At 50.2% G+C, this 15,130-nt stretch carries 13 protein-coding genes and 1 tRNA gene; 6 read left to right on the top strand and 8 right to left on the bottom strand.

The features are described from left to right. Positions 1–30: 30 nt before the first annotated feature. Positions 31–234 carry a hypothetical protein gene (locus BQ6873_RS06220; protein ID WP_076591871.1) on the bottom strand — a complete coding sequence of 68 codons (204 nt, stop codon included), beginning with the start codon at positions 232–234 and terminating at the stop codon, positions 31–33. 146 nt (positions 235–380) lie between these two features. Between BQ6873_RS06220 and serS the strand changes: the two genes are divergently transcribed. Further along, a complete protein-coding gene (gene serS / locus BQ6873_RS06215) occupies positions 381–1,676 on the top strand; it encodes a serine--tRNA ligase (RefSeq protein ID WP_076591870.1) in 1,296 nt (431 codons plus the stop codon). Positions 1,677–1,682: 6 nt separating this feature from the next. On the opposite strand, the gene BQ6873_RS06210 is transcribed toward serS, so the two are convergent. After that, positions 1,683–3,557, bottom strand: a complete 1,875-nt coding sequence (locus BQ6873_RS06210) for a GGDEF domain-containing protein (protein WP_407928013.1) — start codon at positions 3,555–3,557, stop codon at positions 1,683–1,685. 382 nt (positions 3,558–3,939) lie between these two features. On the opposite strand from BQ6873_RS06210, the gene BQ6873_RS06205 reads away from it, so the two are divergent. Beyond that, positions 3,940–4,029 (top strand) — tRNA-Ser (locus BQ6873_RS06205). 305 nt (positions 4,030–4,334) lie between these two features. Here the strand turns inward: BQ6873_RS06205 and BQ6873_RS06200 are convergent. Further along, positions 4,335–4,505: a CsbD family protein gene (locus BQ6873_RS06200; RefSeq protein ID WP_076591869.1), complete on the bottom strand. Its 171-nt coding sequence runs from the start codon at positions 4,503–4,505 to the stop codon at positions 4,335–4,337. Between the two features lie 368 nt (positions 4,506–4,873). Continuing rightward, positions 4,874–5,095 (bottom strand): hypothetical protein, encoded by a 222-nt coding sequence (locus BQ6873_RS18015; protein WP_157889135.1) that lies wholly within the window; start codon positions 5,093–5,095, stop codon positions 4,874–4,876. Between the two features lie 582 nt (positions 5,096–5,677). Between BQ6873_RS18015 and BQ6873_RS06195 the strand changes: the two genes are divergently transcribed. The 4 genes from BQ6873_RS06195 to BQ6873_RS06180 all read left to right on the top strand — a co-directional run bounded on the left by BQ6873_RS06195 (position 5,678) and on the right by BQ6873_RS06180 (position 9,045). Beyond that, positions 5,678–5,929: a hypothetical protein gene (locus BQ6873_RS06195; RefSeq protein WP_076591868.1), complete on the top strand. Its 252-nt coding sequence runs from the start codon at positions 5,678–5,680 to the stop codon at positions 5,927–5,929. Positions 5,930–6,021: 92 nt separating this feature from the next. Beyond that, positions 6,022–6,255, top strand: a complete 234-nt coding sequence (locus tag BQ6873_RS06190) for a hypothetical protein (RefSeq protein WP_076591867.1) — start codon at positions 6,022–6,024, stop codon at positions 6,253–6,255. A 206-nt stretch (positions 6,256–6,461) separates the two neighbouring features. Beyond that, complete coding sequence (locus tag BQ6873_RS06185; protein ID WP_083664402.1) at positions 6,462–7,820, top strand: MgtC/SapB family protein; 1,359 nt, start codon at positions 6,462–6,464, stop codon at positions 7,818–7,820. Positions 7,821–8,190: 370 nt separating this feature from the next. After that, positions 8,191–9,045 (top strand): Crp/Fnr family transcriptional regulator, encoded by an 855-nt coding sequence (locus BQ6873_RS06180; RefSeq protein WP_083664401.1) that lies wholly within the window; start codon positions 8,191–8,193, stop codon positions 9,043–9,045. An 86-nt stretch (positions 9,046–9,131) separates the two neighbouring features. Here the strand turns inward: BQ6873_RS06180 and BQ6873_RS06175 are convergent, their stop codons facing one another. The 4 genes from BQ6873_RS06175 to BQ6873_RS06155 form a co-directional block, all read right to left on the bottom strand. After that, positions 9,132–9,812, bottom strand: coding sequence for an OmpA family protein (locus BQ6873_RS06175; protein ID WP_076591866.1), 681 nt, complete (start codon positions 9,810–9,812; stop codon positions 9,132–9,134). A gap of 349 nt (positions 9,813–10,161) precedes the next feature. Beyond that, the gene (locus BQ6873_RS06165) at positions 10,162–10,473 is read right to left on the bottom strand and encodes a BON domain-containing protein (protein WP_076591864.1); all 312 of its coding nucleotides are present in this window, start codon (positions 10,471–10,473) and stop codon (positions 10,162–10,164) included. Positions 10,474–10,781: 308 nt separating this feature from the next. Beyond that, positions 10,782–12,368, bottom strand: coding sequence for a glutamate--cysteine ligase (gene gshA / locus BQ6873_RS06160; protein WP_076591863.1), 1,587 nt, complete (start codon positions 12,366–12,368; stop codon positions 10,782–10,784). 189 nt (positions 12,369–12,557) lie between these two features. Then, positions 12,558–14,771: a YgiQ family radical SAM protein gene (locus BQ6873_RS06155; RefSeq protein WP_231949425.1), complete on the bottom strand. Its 2,214-nt coding sequence runs from the start codon at positions 14,769–14,771 to the stop codon at positions 12,558–12,560. Between the last annotated feature and the right edge of the window lie 359 nt (positions 14,772–15,130).

Here is a 15,130-nt window from a genome sequence, read left to right as displayed (position 1 = left end):
TGCTGCCTGTTCAGAGTAATTGCTGGTTTTCTATTTTTCGGTACGTCGGACTCTGATCTGGTTCAGGAAGGCATAAGCGGCACCGATGCTGACGCCCGCTACGATCCCATAACCGAGGCTGTGGCCGGAGTTCAGGAACTGGATGCCGCCCCAGATCGCAACGCCGAGTGCAATGACCAATCCTGCGATCAGGGCGGTGAGGGAAACGGGACGTGGTGTGTTTTGATCTTCCATGATTCTGCTTGCTTGGTTTGAAAAGTAAGGCAATGGTAACGCAGGCTGGGCAGCGAAGGCTTATCCGGATGAATTTTTCCCGCCACGTTGGAATCGGCTGGCGCCTTGGTACAATCTCTACTTAACTCATCTTTTAGCTTTTTCCCATGATAGATATTCAACTTCTTCGTAAAGACATCGACAACGTTGCCGCCCGCCTGGCTGGTCGCAAGTTCAAGCTCGACGTCGCCGCCTTCAATGCAATGGAAGCGGAGCGTAAGCAGATCCAGTCCAGCACTGAAGATTTGCAAAACAAGCGCAATACACTCTCCAAGCAGATCGGTGCCTTGAAAGGCAAGGGCGAAGATACGTCGGCAGTAATGGCTGAAGTAGCCGGTATCGGCGATGAGCTGAAAGCATCGGCTGCGCGTCTGGATATCCTGCAAGCGCAGATCAGCACATTCATGCTGGCTATCCCTAATTTGCCGCACGAATCGGTGCCGGTTGGCGTAGATGAAGAAGGCAATGTCGAATTGCGTAAAGTCGGTACGCCGCGCGCATTCGATTTTGAAGTCCGCGATCACGTCGATATTGGCGCGGGACTCGGCCTGGATTTCGATGTGGCAGCTAAAATTACCGGTTCGCGCTTCTCCGTCATGAAGGGCGGCATCGCCCGCCTGCATCGCGCATTGGCGCAGTTCATGCTGGACACGCATACTGCAGAGCACGGTTATACCGAGTGCTACACACCATACATCGTGAATGCAGATTCACTGCAGGGTACCGGCCAGTTGCCTAAGTTCGAAGCTGATTTGTTCGCAGTTAAAAAAGGCGGTCAGGAAGGCGAGGGCGAAGCGCTGTATCTGATCCCTACCGCTGAAGTACCGCTGACCAATATCGTGCGTGATGAAATCGTCGCTGGTGATGCCTTGCCTATCCGTATGACGGCACATTCACCATGCTTCCGCTCCGAGGCTGGCAGCTATGGTCGCGATACGCGCGGCATGATACGTCAGCATCAATTCGACAAGGTCGAAATGGTGCAGGTTGTGCATCCGGATAAGTCCTACGAAGTGCTGGACGAAATGTGCGGCCATGCTGAAAACATCTTGAAGAAACTTGGCTTGCCGTATCGCGTGATTACGCTGTGTACCGGCGATATGGGGTTTGGCGCGACCAAGACTTACGATCTGGAAGTATGGTTGCCAGCGCAAAATACTTACCGCGAAATTTCTTCGGTCTCAAATTGCGAAGCCTTCCAGGCGCGTCGCATGCAAGCGCGTTTCCGCAATGCCCAGGGCAAGACGGAATCGGTACATACGCTGAATGGTTCAGGCCTGGCGGTCGGTCGTACCTTGGTTGCCTTGCTGGAAAATTATCAGCAGGCAGACGGTAGCGTCACGATCCCGGAAGTATTGCATCCGTATATGGGTGGCTTGCAGCGTTTGACGCCACAAGCCTAAAGCAAGTTAGACGATAGGTGCAGCCAGTTCCTGTGCTGCATCGTCGTCATTCTGCTTTTCCATTGCATAAGGTCCCAGGCGACGGTCTATAAACAGACTGTTTCCTGGGATTTTTTTCGCCTGTTTCTTCGCATCAGCAGTGGCGGTGGCGATCTGATGGTGTGAGCCGTAATGACCTGGCTCTATCTTTACCAAACCTAATGAGATGGTGGCAAGCGTGTGGAAGACTTTTTTGCCGCGTCGGTCTTCACTGATGTAGCCACCTTTTTTGCGATCTTCGACGCAATAAAAGTCAGGCACCGCATCGACGAAGGCATCGATGATGGCACGACAGCGCTGTTCCCAGTCTTCACTCTGGAACAGGATGATGAAATCGTCGCCACCGATGTGACCGACAAAATCCTTTTGCGGATCGCAATGTCCACTGAGGATTTTTCCAGTCAGGCGCAACATGTCATCACCTTTGCGATAACCATAGACATCGTTATACGGTTTGAAGTGATCAAGATCGACGTAACAGGCGCAAAAGCGTGTGCCGTTTTCCAGCAGTCGGTCTATATGTTCATCGATAGGTACATTGCCCGGCAATAGCGTGAGCGGATTCGCATAGCGTGCGGCATTGATCTGCATCTGCGTGATCTCGCGCATCAGATCGTGCGCATTGCCCATGCCCATATATTGGCCGTTATCCGTGATGATGAATCCATTGAATAGATGATGGCGCTCGGCATCGACGATGATTTGGCTCAGTGCATGCAGGGCGGCATTTTTGTCGGTGATCAATGGATTGGCATCCATGAAGAGCGTGCATGATTTTTTGCCGTGCAGCTCGCGCAGGTAAGGGCGTGCAAAGCGATCGATCAAATTGGCGCGTGTGATTAATCCAACCGGGATGCCGTTTGATACGACTGGAATGACTTCCAGCGTCGGATCGTTGTTGAACATTTCATAGATGCGATTGTTGTGCACCTCGGGTGCGACCGCCTTCACGCTGCGTAGCAGTTTTATTGCGGTCAACATCTTATGACCACGGCCATTTTCATGTGGATAAACGGCAACGCCATTGTGGCGCAGTAGGGTGCACAGGTCGGCAGACAGTGTGGTTGCAGGATTGGCGTGCGGGCGGGCGATTTTGTAGCCTTGGCCGTAGGCCACGCCAAGATCACGGATCATCAGCAATTCGGCATCGGTTTCTATGCCTTCTGCGATGACGATGGTGCCGGATTTTTCTGCGATCTCTTGTATGGAGCGCACGAATTGAAGTTTGATCGGGTCTTGATTAATGCCTTGTACAAAATGCATATCAATCTTGACGTATTCAGGGCGCAGCTCTGACCACAGACGCAGACTAGAGAAGCCTTCACCCAGATCGTCAATCGCAATACGAAATCCCATCGCACGATAATGCGTGACTGCTTCGCGCAGCAGATCGTAATCGTAAGTCGGCTGGCTTTCGGTCAGTTCGATGATGACGCGTTCCGGATTGATGCCGACTTCATGGATGTAACCCAGCGTCTCACCGTGCTTGACGTCTGGTTGCACCAGACACTCCGGGCTGACGTTCAAAAATAACTTTCCCGGTAGCCGCAGCTCTGCAAATTTTTCCAGTGTGATGCGGCGGCACAGATGTTCGACTTCAACGCTGAGATTGCATGAGCGCGCAACCTTGAACAGATTCAAGGGCGAATGCAATGGACTATCGGAGGGACCGCGTATCAATCCTTCGTAACCGATGATCTCGCCGCTTTGCATGCGGATGATAGGTTGGAACAAAGGCGTCAACTGACGATGCTCGATAATTTCTTTTAGACGTTGTACCAGATGATCGTCCGGTTGATCGGTACTCTCACTCATTGCGACATCATTGGCGGCAATTGACATGTGTGCCTCTTGGGTTTTAAACCGTAAAGGTTGAGCGAACGAAATTGCTGATGTATTCAGTGTCTTTTCAGTGAGCGTGTTTCTTCTTGGTTTGCTTGGCTGTACAGGAGAAAAGGACATCAAAATGACTCTTTACGTAGTGATGGGCAGGGCCGACGGATTAATCTCAGCGGAATGTTACTGATGATTTATGACAGGATGATGATAAGAAATATTATGTTATTGATAATTTAATTCATGCGCCTGGCATTGCCCTTGAATGCATGTTTGAGAAAACATGCTGCGTTGGATCAATCTATCTGTGGGGAGGGTTTCCCATCGCGAAAGACTCTGATATAATCTTTCGCTTCACTGCATTAAACCGCAGAGATAGACCATATTAGGAGAGGTGGCAGAGTGGTCGAATGTACCTGACTCGAAATCAGGCGTACGTGCGAACGTACCGAGGGTTCGAATCCCTCTCTCTCCTCCAGAATTAATAAAAAAGCCCGCGCAAGCGGGCTTTTTTATTTCTGCATCAAGCTGATGGCTTGGATTGCGTGTGGGATTTGCAGCGCTGCGCTTGCAAGCGCATCACCCTTGCCGCCAGAATAAAGCATCAGTCATGTTCAGGAACCCGCATCAAGCTAAGTGCTGATACGGGTTTTTTGTTATCTGAGCGTTTCATGTTTATCGACGCCCGATTTTTCTGTGGATATTCAGTTGAGTGGCAAATTAAAAGCCCATATAAAAATGGGCTTTTAATGATCGTATGGAGCAGGTGCTCCGGCTTGCTGGTTATTTCTTGAAAGCGTCCTTGGCATCACCGACGGCTTTCTCTGCTTTTCCTTCTACCTGTTTTGCCAGGCCTTTGGCTTGTTGTTCTGTGCTGCCGACAAGCTTGCCAATTTCTTGTTGTACTTTGCCCGCTGCATCTTTAAGCGCGCCTTCTACTTGTTCTTTGTTCATGAGAGTGTCTCCTGTAAAGATGGATGACGCCATAAGTCGGATGGCCGACCATGGCGGGAAAGTCATGGTGACTTATCGTCGTGCATGCTTCTGTACGCCATCTCACATATAGCAATATTGTTCCTGTTGGAGAGTTTGCTGGTGGCAACAGGAGATGCAAATGCCGATTGCAGCGTATTCGTGTTCACTTGCTACGCCATTGATTGAATACTCGCTCTGACTTGCTCGGATAAAAAATAAGGCGACCCCTGTAAAAGGGCCGCCCAAAAGAGTATTGAAGGAAAAGATGCAGGTCGAGTATTACCTATTCTTTTTCGCGTGACGATCCCATGTACATGGGATTTTTGTCCTAATTTTTAGCCCAAGTATTATTTGCGACCGCCAACGTAGTGGCTACCTTTGCCTTTGCTGGTATAGCCACCTCTTCTCGTACTACCTTTTCTCCCCTTGATTTCTAACGGTGTCACGAATGAACCTCCGGTATTGAATGCCAGCGTTTCACGTACAGATTGAACAGCATCTGCTAGTGGTGCTGCGTGTGCGCTAATCCCAACAATACTTAGCACTATGACTGCGATGGCTAGTTTCATGGTCTCCCCAATTCAATGGACACCGGCATATACCGGTACATGCAGTCTAATGGAGAAGTCGGTGAGTAATTATCTGAAACACGTGAGTAATGCAGGATTGCAGCCTTTTTGAGTAGTGAGTGTAATGATTTAAGCAGGAGTAATAATACGTTTGAGATCAATGGGTTATGGTGAAGCCAGTATGGTTGTCCACAGGACTATCCACAGAATTCGGGGATAAGTTTTGATGTGGAAGTGGCCTTGCTATGAAATTAAAAAGAGATGCTTGAGTTGGGCAAGTAGCCTAGTCATGCTGAAGATTTTTTAAGCTCTCTGTTGATTGGTGTGGTGAATGTCCGCCCTTGTTTTTGATTCTTCAAAAAACAAGGGCCTCTCTGTTGCCAGAGAAGCCCAAAGAGACATCAATGAGAGTTGTAATTTGTTCCGATTATTGCCCATCCTCTTTAGGATGACGATCCCATGTGTATGGGATATTGTTATATATCTTCATGCTGAACTGATGAGGCAAACGATGCGCTTGTGTATCGCATATCGTGTGTATATGTGGTCCATGCTAGGATGGTTTGTCTTAAGGAGACCGTTATGCCATCCGAGAAAATGGGCGCGTACGAAGTTGAATACTCTGGTGTTCAACTTGCAGATGGTCAAGGTTGGGTGGCACATGTTGCGATCTACGGTCACTCATGCAATCCCATGCACAGAAACTGCGTCTTTCCAGATCAGCGTGTATCGCTGGATGCCATATTCCCCAGTCAAGCCGAAGCCGAAGCTGAAGCGCGCAAGGCGGCCGCTCATATGCTGGAATCCAGTACGAACCATACGCGTAGCAGTTAGCTTTGTACCTCACATGCAGTAATCTCTTGAGCCAATTTCTATATTAGTCAGTCGATACACACTATGTGAACATCTTTGGAGGAACGTCTATCATGAGTAGAGTGCCGGATACAGTTTACAAGGGCTACGAGATATTTACCGTGGTTGTACCTAACGGTGATGGTTGGTGGTCGGCGACGAGCGAGATTGAAACGAGCGGTGCGGATGGTGACGAGATATCGCAAGGATTTGGCGGCCCTTGTCAGGGCCATACCAGTGAGGCAGCAAGAATCATGGTCATCGCCGATACGAAACAGAAGATCGATGATTTGCTTGCACAACCTTGATTGTTGTATTGCTCTACGACGAGTGCATTAAGTTGATGCATCTATACAAGGCTTGCTTATTGCTTGGAGTAGCGATGTTTTGCTGTCGCATTCCTGTTGATGACTGTCTATACCGTGCACGCATAAGAACATGCAGACTTTGAGCGGACAATTGTCATCGGCTGGTTTATAGTTTCCTGTTCCACTTTTCTTGCCTCTTTATATCTATGGTTGACCCAAGCACCACGAATGTCATTGTTGAGCCGCTGATTCAGGTCGGTATGTCTTTGCCTGAAATCAAGTGGCCGTATCTCGTGAGTTTGACGCGCTTGAGTTTGGCGCTGGCACTAGGACTGTTGATCGGTCTGGAGCGCGAGCGACGCGGCAAGGAAGCCGGCTTGCGTACGTTCTCTCTGATTGCGCTGCTCGGTGCGATGGGTGGCACGCTTGGCGATAATTACGCTTATCTGATTCTTTTTCTGACCGGTATTCTGACGGTATTCCTGAATGTGCAGCGTCTGCGTACCAATGACAGCAGCGAGCTGACTACTTCGGCAGCGATGTTGATTACCTGTGTGGCAGGTATCTTGTGCGGCAAAGGGCATACTGCGACGCCAGCTTCGATTATCGTGATCGTCACTGCGCTGCTGGCGTGGAAGGATAGATTGACTGGCTTCAGCTTGGGGCTGACTGAGAACGAAATGCGCTCGGCATTGCTGCTGGCGATTTTGGCGATCGTGATTTATCCGGCATTGCCAATCGGCGCGATTGGCCCTTGGCATTTGATCGAGCCGCGTGCTGCCTGGGTGACAGTGATCCTGATTGCCGGCATAGGCTTCGTCAACTACGTGCTGTGGAAGATGTACGGCACGCGCGGCATTGTGATGACTGGCTTCCTTGGTGGTTTGGTCAATAGCAGCATTACGGTGAGTGAGTTGGCTTCGCGCGCCAGAGACAATCAGCGCGATACCGTCAGTGCAGCGTATCGCGGGATTTTGCTGGCAACTGCTGCGATGCTGATTCGTAACGGCATGTTGTTGCTGATTTTGGCACCGGCAGCTGCGTTCTCTGCATCGATTCCATTTCTGTTGATGCTTGCGCTGAGCGCTGGCTGGTTCTTCATGGATGCGAACACGGTGAAAAAGACGGCTGACGATCCAGCTCAATCCGTCGATCTGCCTTTGCCATTCTCGCTCAGTGCTGCTTTGAAATACGGCTTGGTGTTCCTGGTCTTGCATATTGCAGGCGTAGTGGCACAGCAAGGTTTCGGCGAGGCTGGATTTTATGCTGTGAGTTTGATCGGTGGTGTGGTTTCCAGCGCGAGTGCGGTGGCAGCGGCAGCAAGTTTGGTGACTAGTGGTACGGTGCCGGAACATGTCGCGTCTGCAGGTGCAGTGATTGCATCGCTGGCTAGCGTATTGATTAATCTGCCGCTCGTGCTGCGTGCACATAATCGCGGACTGACATTAAGACTGTCGATCGCGATGGTGTCTATTTCCATTGTTGGGATACTGGGGGCCTTGATTGCGAAGCCTTTGCTTTCTTTCTTGATTGAAGCATTTCCGGCATTGACGCAATTTAGTTAGGAGTGGGGAAGGCAGTTTCAGGCTGAATTACCTATTTTCCTTGGAGTAATAAGTTCATATATGTATTTGTGACTATGCAAATAACGAATAGATTGTTTGACATTTTGTTGCAGTGCAGTATAGTTGACCTGTCTCCTCCAACTCCTCAAGAATTGGATTCAGCCCGCTTCTCATAAGGAAGCGGGCTATTTTTTGTCTAGTGATTTACTTTTAGGCAATAAAGTTTTCAAAAAAGTAATAATTGCATGCTGTTTTATTATCTTTTTGTCAGTGTCATCTCACACGCGAATGGGATAAGCGCTGATTCAAGCCGTTTGTTTGTAGTGTGATGATGGGACCTTGGAAATTATGAACATCCAGGGAGAAGCTCATGGCACAAGTATTAAACGCTCGCACTGCAGCTACAGGTCATCCCGTTATCAACGCGAACACAATTGCTGCGCTCAACCTTGGACTGCCGTCTGAGCCTAAGTCAGCTAACGCTCGTCTCGCGGCGCCAAAAACACTGGCCGGATTGCATGGCCATCATCCTAAGCACAATGGCTTGCTGGCAGCGCTGCCGGCGGCAGACTATGAACGCTTATTGCCGCATCTTGAATTTGTCGAAATGCCATTTGGCACGACGATTTGTAGTGCCGGTGAGCAAATGCAGTATGTCTATTTCTTGACCGGCAGCATTGTTTCTCTATTGTATGAAACCGCAGATGGCGCATCCTCAGAAACAGCCGTCATCGGCTACGAAGGCGTGGTTGGTGCGGATGTATTCATGGGTGGCGGCGCATCGCTGCACCGTGCTTTTGTCAAAAGTGCCGGTTACGGTTTTCGTATCAAGGCATCGATATTGACGCAAGAATTCGCCCGTGGTGGTGCGTTGCAGCAATTGCTTCTGCGCTTTACCCAGGCATTGTTTACGCAGATGGCACATACCGTTGCTTGCAACCGTCATCACACCATCGTGCAGCAATTGTGTCGCTGGTTATTGCTGAGTATTGATCGCCTGCAATCGGATCAGATCAGCATGACGCAAGATCTGATTGCGAATATGTTGGGTGTAAGACGCGAGAGTGTGACGGAAGCTGCGCGCAAATTGCAGGATGAAGGCTTGATTCATTACAGCCGTGGTCACATCACAGTGGTGGATCGCGTGGGTTTGGAAAACCACATCTGCGAGTGCTACGCCGGCATCAAGAAGGTCTATGAAGGTTTATTGAAAACGAATAACTAGAATAGCCCTGCTAAAAACGCAGTACAAAAAAAAAGCCCCGATAAGGGGCTTTTTTATATTCAGCAAAAGCTGCGTACTTGACTGACTTAGTAGCGCGGTTGCTGCTGTTGTGGTTGCTGTTGTTGCTGTGGTTCTGCGACAAAGATTTCAACGCGGCGGTTGCGTGCGCGGCCTGCTGCGTCAGCATTGCTGGCGATAGGTTCACGGCTGCCACGACCATCTACATAAATGCGTTGCGGTGCGACGCCACGACCGGCAAGATAATCGCGTGTGCGTGATGCACGATCAAACGACAGTGGATTATTGACTGCATCGCTACCAGTGCTGTCTGTGTGACCGATGATGGTGACGGTTGCGGCAGGATTATCAACCAAGCCTGTTGCGAAACGGTCGAGAATAGGGCGAAGGTTAGGATTGATATCGGAGCGGCCGGTTGCAAACGAGATATCGCTAGGGATTTCAAGCTTCAAGCGGTTATCGGAAGTTTGGCTGACTTGTACGCCGGTTCCTTGTGTCGCTTGTTCCATTGCGCGCTTTTGGTTTTCCATTTTGCTGGACCAGACATTGCCTGCGACTGCGCCGATGATGCCGCCTAGCGCTGCGCCGCCTGCGACATTTTTTCCGCCGCCTGTAATACCGCCCAACAACGCGCCTACGCCTGCGCCTATACCAGCGCCTTGTGCAGTACCGCGCTCGGTTTCAGACATGTTTGCACAACCGGAGAGAACTAATACTGCGGCAAGACTGCCGATCATTAATTTGCGCATGATGGTTTCCTTATTGAAAGATACGGTTTAACTACGCGTCACGAATATTCGTCTGGTCGATACACGTAAAAACACAACTAGGGATTCATCATAATGCAGATTGAAGCAAATGACAGAAGCACATATGTTTCCATTTGTTACGTGTAACTCATCAATTCGATTGATGCCAATACAGAGCATTAACGATTATCGATTGCAATTCGTTGACACACCGATGCGTATCCAGATGGATAGTCAAGCAGAGTGACGTATTGGTTTTCGTCGCGGTTAAACGTTCTTCCGAAAAGAAGACATAAGTGTATGGATTAAAAAAAGGGGAAATCATTTTCATGATTTCCCCTTTCGACATTTACTTCACAATCAAGTTGTTTTTAACTGATTGCACGCCTTTTACGCTACGCGCAACGCTGGTGGCTTTGGGAATATCTGCTGCACTTTTTACAAAGCCACTCAGTTGGACTATGCCTTTGAATGTTTCGACGTTGATCTCAGTCACTTTCAGGCCTGGTTCGTTCAGGATGGCTGCTTTGACTTTGGTAGTGATGAAGGAGTCATCAAAGTATTCGCCTGTACCTTCTTGTTTTGCTGTGGACGCACAACCGACTACGGTGGTCAGCAGGATGGCCGTGAACAGGGCGGTAAGCCATTTTGATTTGTTCATGTTTGATTCTCCGGTTCGTTTATATTTGTAAGCAGGGGATGCATCGTGATCAATGCTTTTCCTATGCAAGCTTTGTATAGTCTTTAACCTTGTGCATATTGTTCGTCTTTTCGACAATTTGAGATTACTGATTTGCAATGCTGCAGTCTGTGCGTTAGCGAACACAAGATAGAGCCGGTTTATTGACTATCAACAACCTTTTATCGAGAGAGGTTTATCTCGGATGTGCTTGCATTTGCTCATGCATGAACGAAAAAAAACCTTCGTACGAGGAGGCACGAAGGTTTTTTGTAGAGGTAGATCAGAAATCAATCACACAATTGGCGTGGTGTTCTTTCGCTATAGGCGACAACGAAGTCATCAAAATTGCCGGTTTGCGTGCGTTCCATATCTTCCTGCTCAGCCAAGGATGCTTTTGCCAACGAATTGAAATACTGGTTTTCTTCATCATTCAATGGGCGTGCACGGAAGTACTCTGCATGCGCAATGCTTTGACGCAGGCCAAATTGTTCAAACGATTTTTCCGTTGTTTGCAGCTCAACCAATACACGGGCTGATGGCGTCAGATCCGGATGCAGTAATTTCTCTCTTTGTGTAACGAGTGCATGCGTATGTTGTTCGTCTCCACGTTGAGCGTCCAGCAAATCGGAGGTGGCCTGTATGCGATCGAGTAATTCCAATCCCCAGTCTTGCAATTTGATAGCAGATCCACCGCGTTGCAATAACAAACCTGGGCGACGACCTTCCTTGACGGTAAGGGCAAAGTTCTCCGTGTTTTCGCGATTGCAGGTTTCACCTGTGAAAGGACTTTCATCCAGTGCGCAGAACAGCAGGAAGGCGTCGAGGAAGCGCGAGGTTTCCAGACTGATGCCTAGCGGTTCGAATGGATCGATGTCCATGCAACGCACTTCGATGTATTGCACACCGCGTGAGCAGAGCGCTTCTACCGGACGTTCGCCACTATTGATGACGCGCTTAGGCCGTATCGTCGCGTAGTACTCGTTTTCGATTTGCAGCAGATTGGTGTTGAGCTGTATCCATTCACCATCGCGTCGTGTGCCGATGGCTTCATACGCCGGGTACGGTTGGCGTACTGCGCGCGACAGGCTGCGCATATAACTTTCCAGATCGTTATACGGCGGCATCAGGCCGGCTTGTGCATTGTTTTGGTAGCCGAGATCGCTCATGCGCAAACTGGTGGCATACGGCAGATAGAGCGTGTCGTCTGACAAAGTTTGCAACTCATGCTTGCGGCCACGCAGGAAGTGCGTAGAAAGCGCAGGCGAGGCACCGAACAGATACATCAGCAACCAGCTATAGCGCTGGAAGTTGCGGATCAGCGAGATATAGCTTTCGGATTGGTAAGACTTGTCATCCAACGTACTTTGTTCGCTTTTCTTGATGACGCGCCACAAGTCTTCGGACAGCGAATAGTTGTAGTGCAAGCCAGCGATACATTGCATCGCTTTGCCGTAGCGCAGTGCCAAACCGCGTCGGTAGACGTGCTTGATCATGCCGATATGCGAAGTGCCGTACCAGGCAATCGGAATATCTTCCTCTTCCGGCAAGGTGCAGGGCATGGACTGGCTCCACAACAACTCGTGATCCAGCTTTGCATTGGCAAAACGATGGATACGATCCAGTTCATCCAATGCAGTGGCGACATCAGGCTCAGCCGAAGTGATGAATTCCAGCAGCGATTCAGAATAATCGGTGGTGATTTGCGGATTGGTCAGTGCAGAACCGAGTGCACGTGGGTGCGGGCCGATGGCAAGATTACCTTGCATATCGACGCGTAGTGTTTCCCGTTCAATGCCGCGGCGGCCCTGATTCAGCAGATCGCGATGCGCGTCGTCTGCCAATAGCGCGAGTCGGCGCGTGAATAAATTGCTCAATTGATGATCCCCTATCGATACACCGCCTGATCAAGCGCGGTAACTTTGGCGGAAGAATAACCGAAATTGGGAAAGCAGGTAGGGCGATGAAATTTTTTTCTAATCGCAACGCATGCCTGCGTTGCGATTGTCATAGCTAAAAATGCTGAGAGAGGTAGCGAAAATAAAACAGGGCATGGCCCATGGATTTTATTTTCGCCCACCTTTGCTGGTGACAGTAGTGCCTTTGCGCGCAGGTCTTGCTGCGACTGCACTGCGATTTGTCGTAGTACGTGCAGTCGGGGTGCGCTGTACTGCTGCACCTGGACGCGGTTTGTTTTGGCCGAATTTTTTTGCCAACTGATTTGGTCCCGGCGTTTCGCGTCTATGTTCTGCGGCGATGACGGCGCGCGATGGCGCTGCATGGCGTGGCACCAGATGATGCTCGCCACTACCGATCAAGTCGCTGCGTCCCATGCGTTGCAAACCTTCGCGCAGGATTTCCCAGTTATCGGGATCGTGATAACGCAGGAAGGCTTTGTGCAGCTTGCGGATTTTGCCGGTGCGTACGGTCTCTACGACTTCTGAATCTTCGCTCACTTTACGCAATGGGTTCTTGCGCGTGTGATACATCGTCGTTGCCAATGCCATAGGCGTAGGCATGAAGGTTTGTACCTGATCGAGGCGGAAGTTGTTTTTCTTCAGCCACAGCGCCAGATTCAACATGTCTTCATCAGTAGTGCCAGGATGTGCGGCGATGAAGTAAGGGATCAGATACTGTTCCTTGCCTGCTTCTTTCGAATACTTCTCGAACAGTTCCTTGAACTTGTCGTATGCGCCCATGCCCGGCTTCATCATCTTCGACAATGGGCCGTCTTCCGAGTGTTCCGGTGCGATCTTTAGCAAGCCGCCGACGTGATGCGAGACCAGTTCCTTGACGTATTCAGGCGAACGCACAGCGAGGTCGTAACGCAGGCCGGAGCTGACCAGTATCTTTTTAATGCCGGGAATTGCGCGCGCTTTGCGATACAACTGGATCAGCTTGCTGTGATCGGTGCCAAGGTTGGAACAGATGCTTGGATACACGCAGGACAGACGACGGCATGACTCTTCGATGCGTTTGTCTTTGCAGGCGAGGCGATACATATTCGCGGTCGGACCGCCGAGGTCGGAAATGGTGCCAGTAAAACCTTTGACCTTGTCGCGTATCAGTTCGATCTCGCGCAAGATGGACGGTTCGGAGCGGCTCTGGATGATGCGGCCTTCATGTTCGGTAATCGAACAGAAAGTGCAGCCGCCGAAGCAGCCGCGCATGATGTTGACCGAGAAGCGAATCATTTCCCACGCAGGTATGCGTGCCTTGCCATAGACCGGATGCGGTGCGCGTGCATAGTTCATGTCGTATACGCCATCCATCTCATCCATGGCCAATGGCAGCGGCGGTGGATTGAGCCAGACGTCGCGTTCGCCATGTGCCTGCACCATTGCGCGTGCATTACCTGGATTCGATTCCAGATGGAATACACGTGAAGCATGTGCGTACAAAACCGGATCGTCCTTGATCACATCGTAGGATGGCAGGCGTACGACAGTCTTGTTGCGCACTTCACGTTCGGCTTCACGGCGCTCTTCGCGGCTCATGATCTTGATGACTTTGACCGGTGCTTCTACAGGTGCGGCAGGTGCAGCCGAAGATGCGTCTTCGGAAGTTTTGCAACCTTCCGTATTCTTCATCTTCATTTCATACGGATCGGGATGTGCATCGACTTTGCCCGGCGTATCGACGCGGGTTGAATTGGCTTCTGTCCATTCTGGAGTTGGTTTCCAGCCTGGTGGCACCATGAAGGCGGTACCGCGCAAATCACGGATGGAAGAAATCGGTTCGCCTGCGGCCACGCGATGAGTTAAATCGACCAATGCGCGTTCTGCGTTACCGAAGATCAGGATGTCTGCTTTTGAATCAGGCAATACCGAGCGGCGCACTTTGTCCGACCAGTAATCGTAATGTGCGATGCGGCGCAAGCTCGCTTCGATACTGCCGATGACGACGTTGACGCCGGGATATGCTTCGCGTGCACGTTGCGAATACACAGTCACTGCGCGATCCGGACGCTTGTTCGGTTCGCCGTTAGGCGTGTAGGCATCGTCGGAGCGAATCTTGCGGTCCGATGTGTAACGATTGACCATGGAATCCATATTGCCGGCGGTGATGCCGAAATACAGATTAGGTTTGCCTAGTGCACGGAACGGTTCTGCCGACAGCCAGTCCGGTTGGCTGATGATGCCAACGCGAAAGCCTTGCGATTCCAATAAACGTCCAACCAGCGCCATGCCGAAGCTCGGATGATCGATGTAGGCATCGCCCGTTACCAGAATGACGTCACAGCTATCCCATCCAAGTTTGTCCATTTCTGCGCGCGACATAGGCATAAAAGGCGCGGGTTTGATATCGCGCGGACGTTTGCTTGAATAGGAAAACAGATTTTTTGGCTGTGCGCTCATGAGATGCAATGGTTGGAAGTGATGTCTATATCGACATCATTTCGCGTGGGGCGAGGAAGGCGACAGTATACAGCTTTGGCGTGCAGCGAGGCGGCTTAAAGCAGGCTATCGCCTTGATTTATTTGGAAGTTTTATTTTTAAGTTGCTTTCGTGCCAATAAATTGGCCAGCCATTTGCATCGGTGCTCAGCTTTTTCTTTTTTTAGCCGTTATCAAGGATAGGATCGCGGCAAGTTCGAGTGCGTTGTTGTCAATGCGATCATTTTTCGTCAATTTGATGAG

The organism is Herminiimonas arsenitoxidans (genome assembly GCF_900130075.1).
Classification (GTDB): Bacteria; Pseudomonadota; Gammaproteobacteria; order Burkholderiales; family Burkholderiaceae_D; genus Oxalicibacterium; species Oxalicibacterium arsenitoxidans.
Note: the sequence above shows the minus strand (reverse complement) of the source record. Positions and strands in the feature narration are given on the sequence as shown.

Coding starts and splice junctions, on each gene's coding strand:
- BQ6873_RS06180 (WP_083664401.1), top strand. CDS start 8,191: ATGGCACAAGTATTAAACGCTCGCACTGCAGCTACAGGTCATCCCGTT.
- BQ6873_RS06155 (WP_231949425.1), bottom strand. CDS start 14,771: ATGTCGCGCGCAGAAATGGACAAACTTGGATGGGATAGCTGTGACGTC.
- BQ6873_RS06200 (WP_076591869.1), bottom strand. CDS start 4,505: ATGAACAAAGAACAAGTAGAAGGCGCGCTTAAAGATGCAGCGGGCAAA.
- BQ6873_RS06165 (WP_076591864.1), bottom strand. CDS start 10,473: ATGAACAAATCAAAATGGCTTACCGCCCTGTTCACGGCCATCCTGCTG.
- BQ6873_RS06190 (WP_076591867.1), top strand. CDS start 6,022: ATGAGTAGAGTGCCGGATACAGTTTACAAGGGCTACGAGATATTTACC.
- BQ6873_RS06220 (WP_076591871.1), bottom strand. CDS start 234: ATGGAAGATCAAAACACACCACGTCCCGTTTCCCTCACCGCCCTGATC.
- BQ6873_RS06195 (WP_076591868.1), top strand. CDS start 5,678: ATGCCATCCGAGAAAATGGGCGCGTACGAAGTTGAATACTCTGGTGTT.
- BQ6873_RS06185 (WP_083664402.1), top strand. CDS start 6,462: ATGGTTGACCCAAGCACCACGAATGTCATTGTTGAGCCGCTGATTCAG.
- BQ6873_RS18015 (WP_157889135.1), bottom strand. CDS start 5,095: ATGAAACTAGCCATCGCAGTCATAGTGCTAAGTATTGTTGGGATTAGC.
- BQ6873_RS06175 (WP_076591866.1), bottom strand. CDS start 9,812: ATGCGCAAATTAATGATCGGCAGTCTTGCCGCAGTATTAGTTCTCTCC.
- serS (WP_076591870.1), top strand. CDS start 381: ATGATAGATATTCAACTTCTTCGTAAAGACATCGACAACGTTGCCGCC.
- BQ6873_RS06210 (WP_407928013.1), bottom strand. CDS start 3,557: ATGTCAATTGCCGCCAATGATGTCGCAATGAGTGAGAGTACCGATCAA.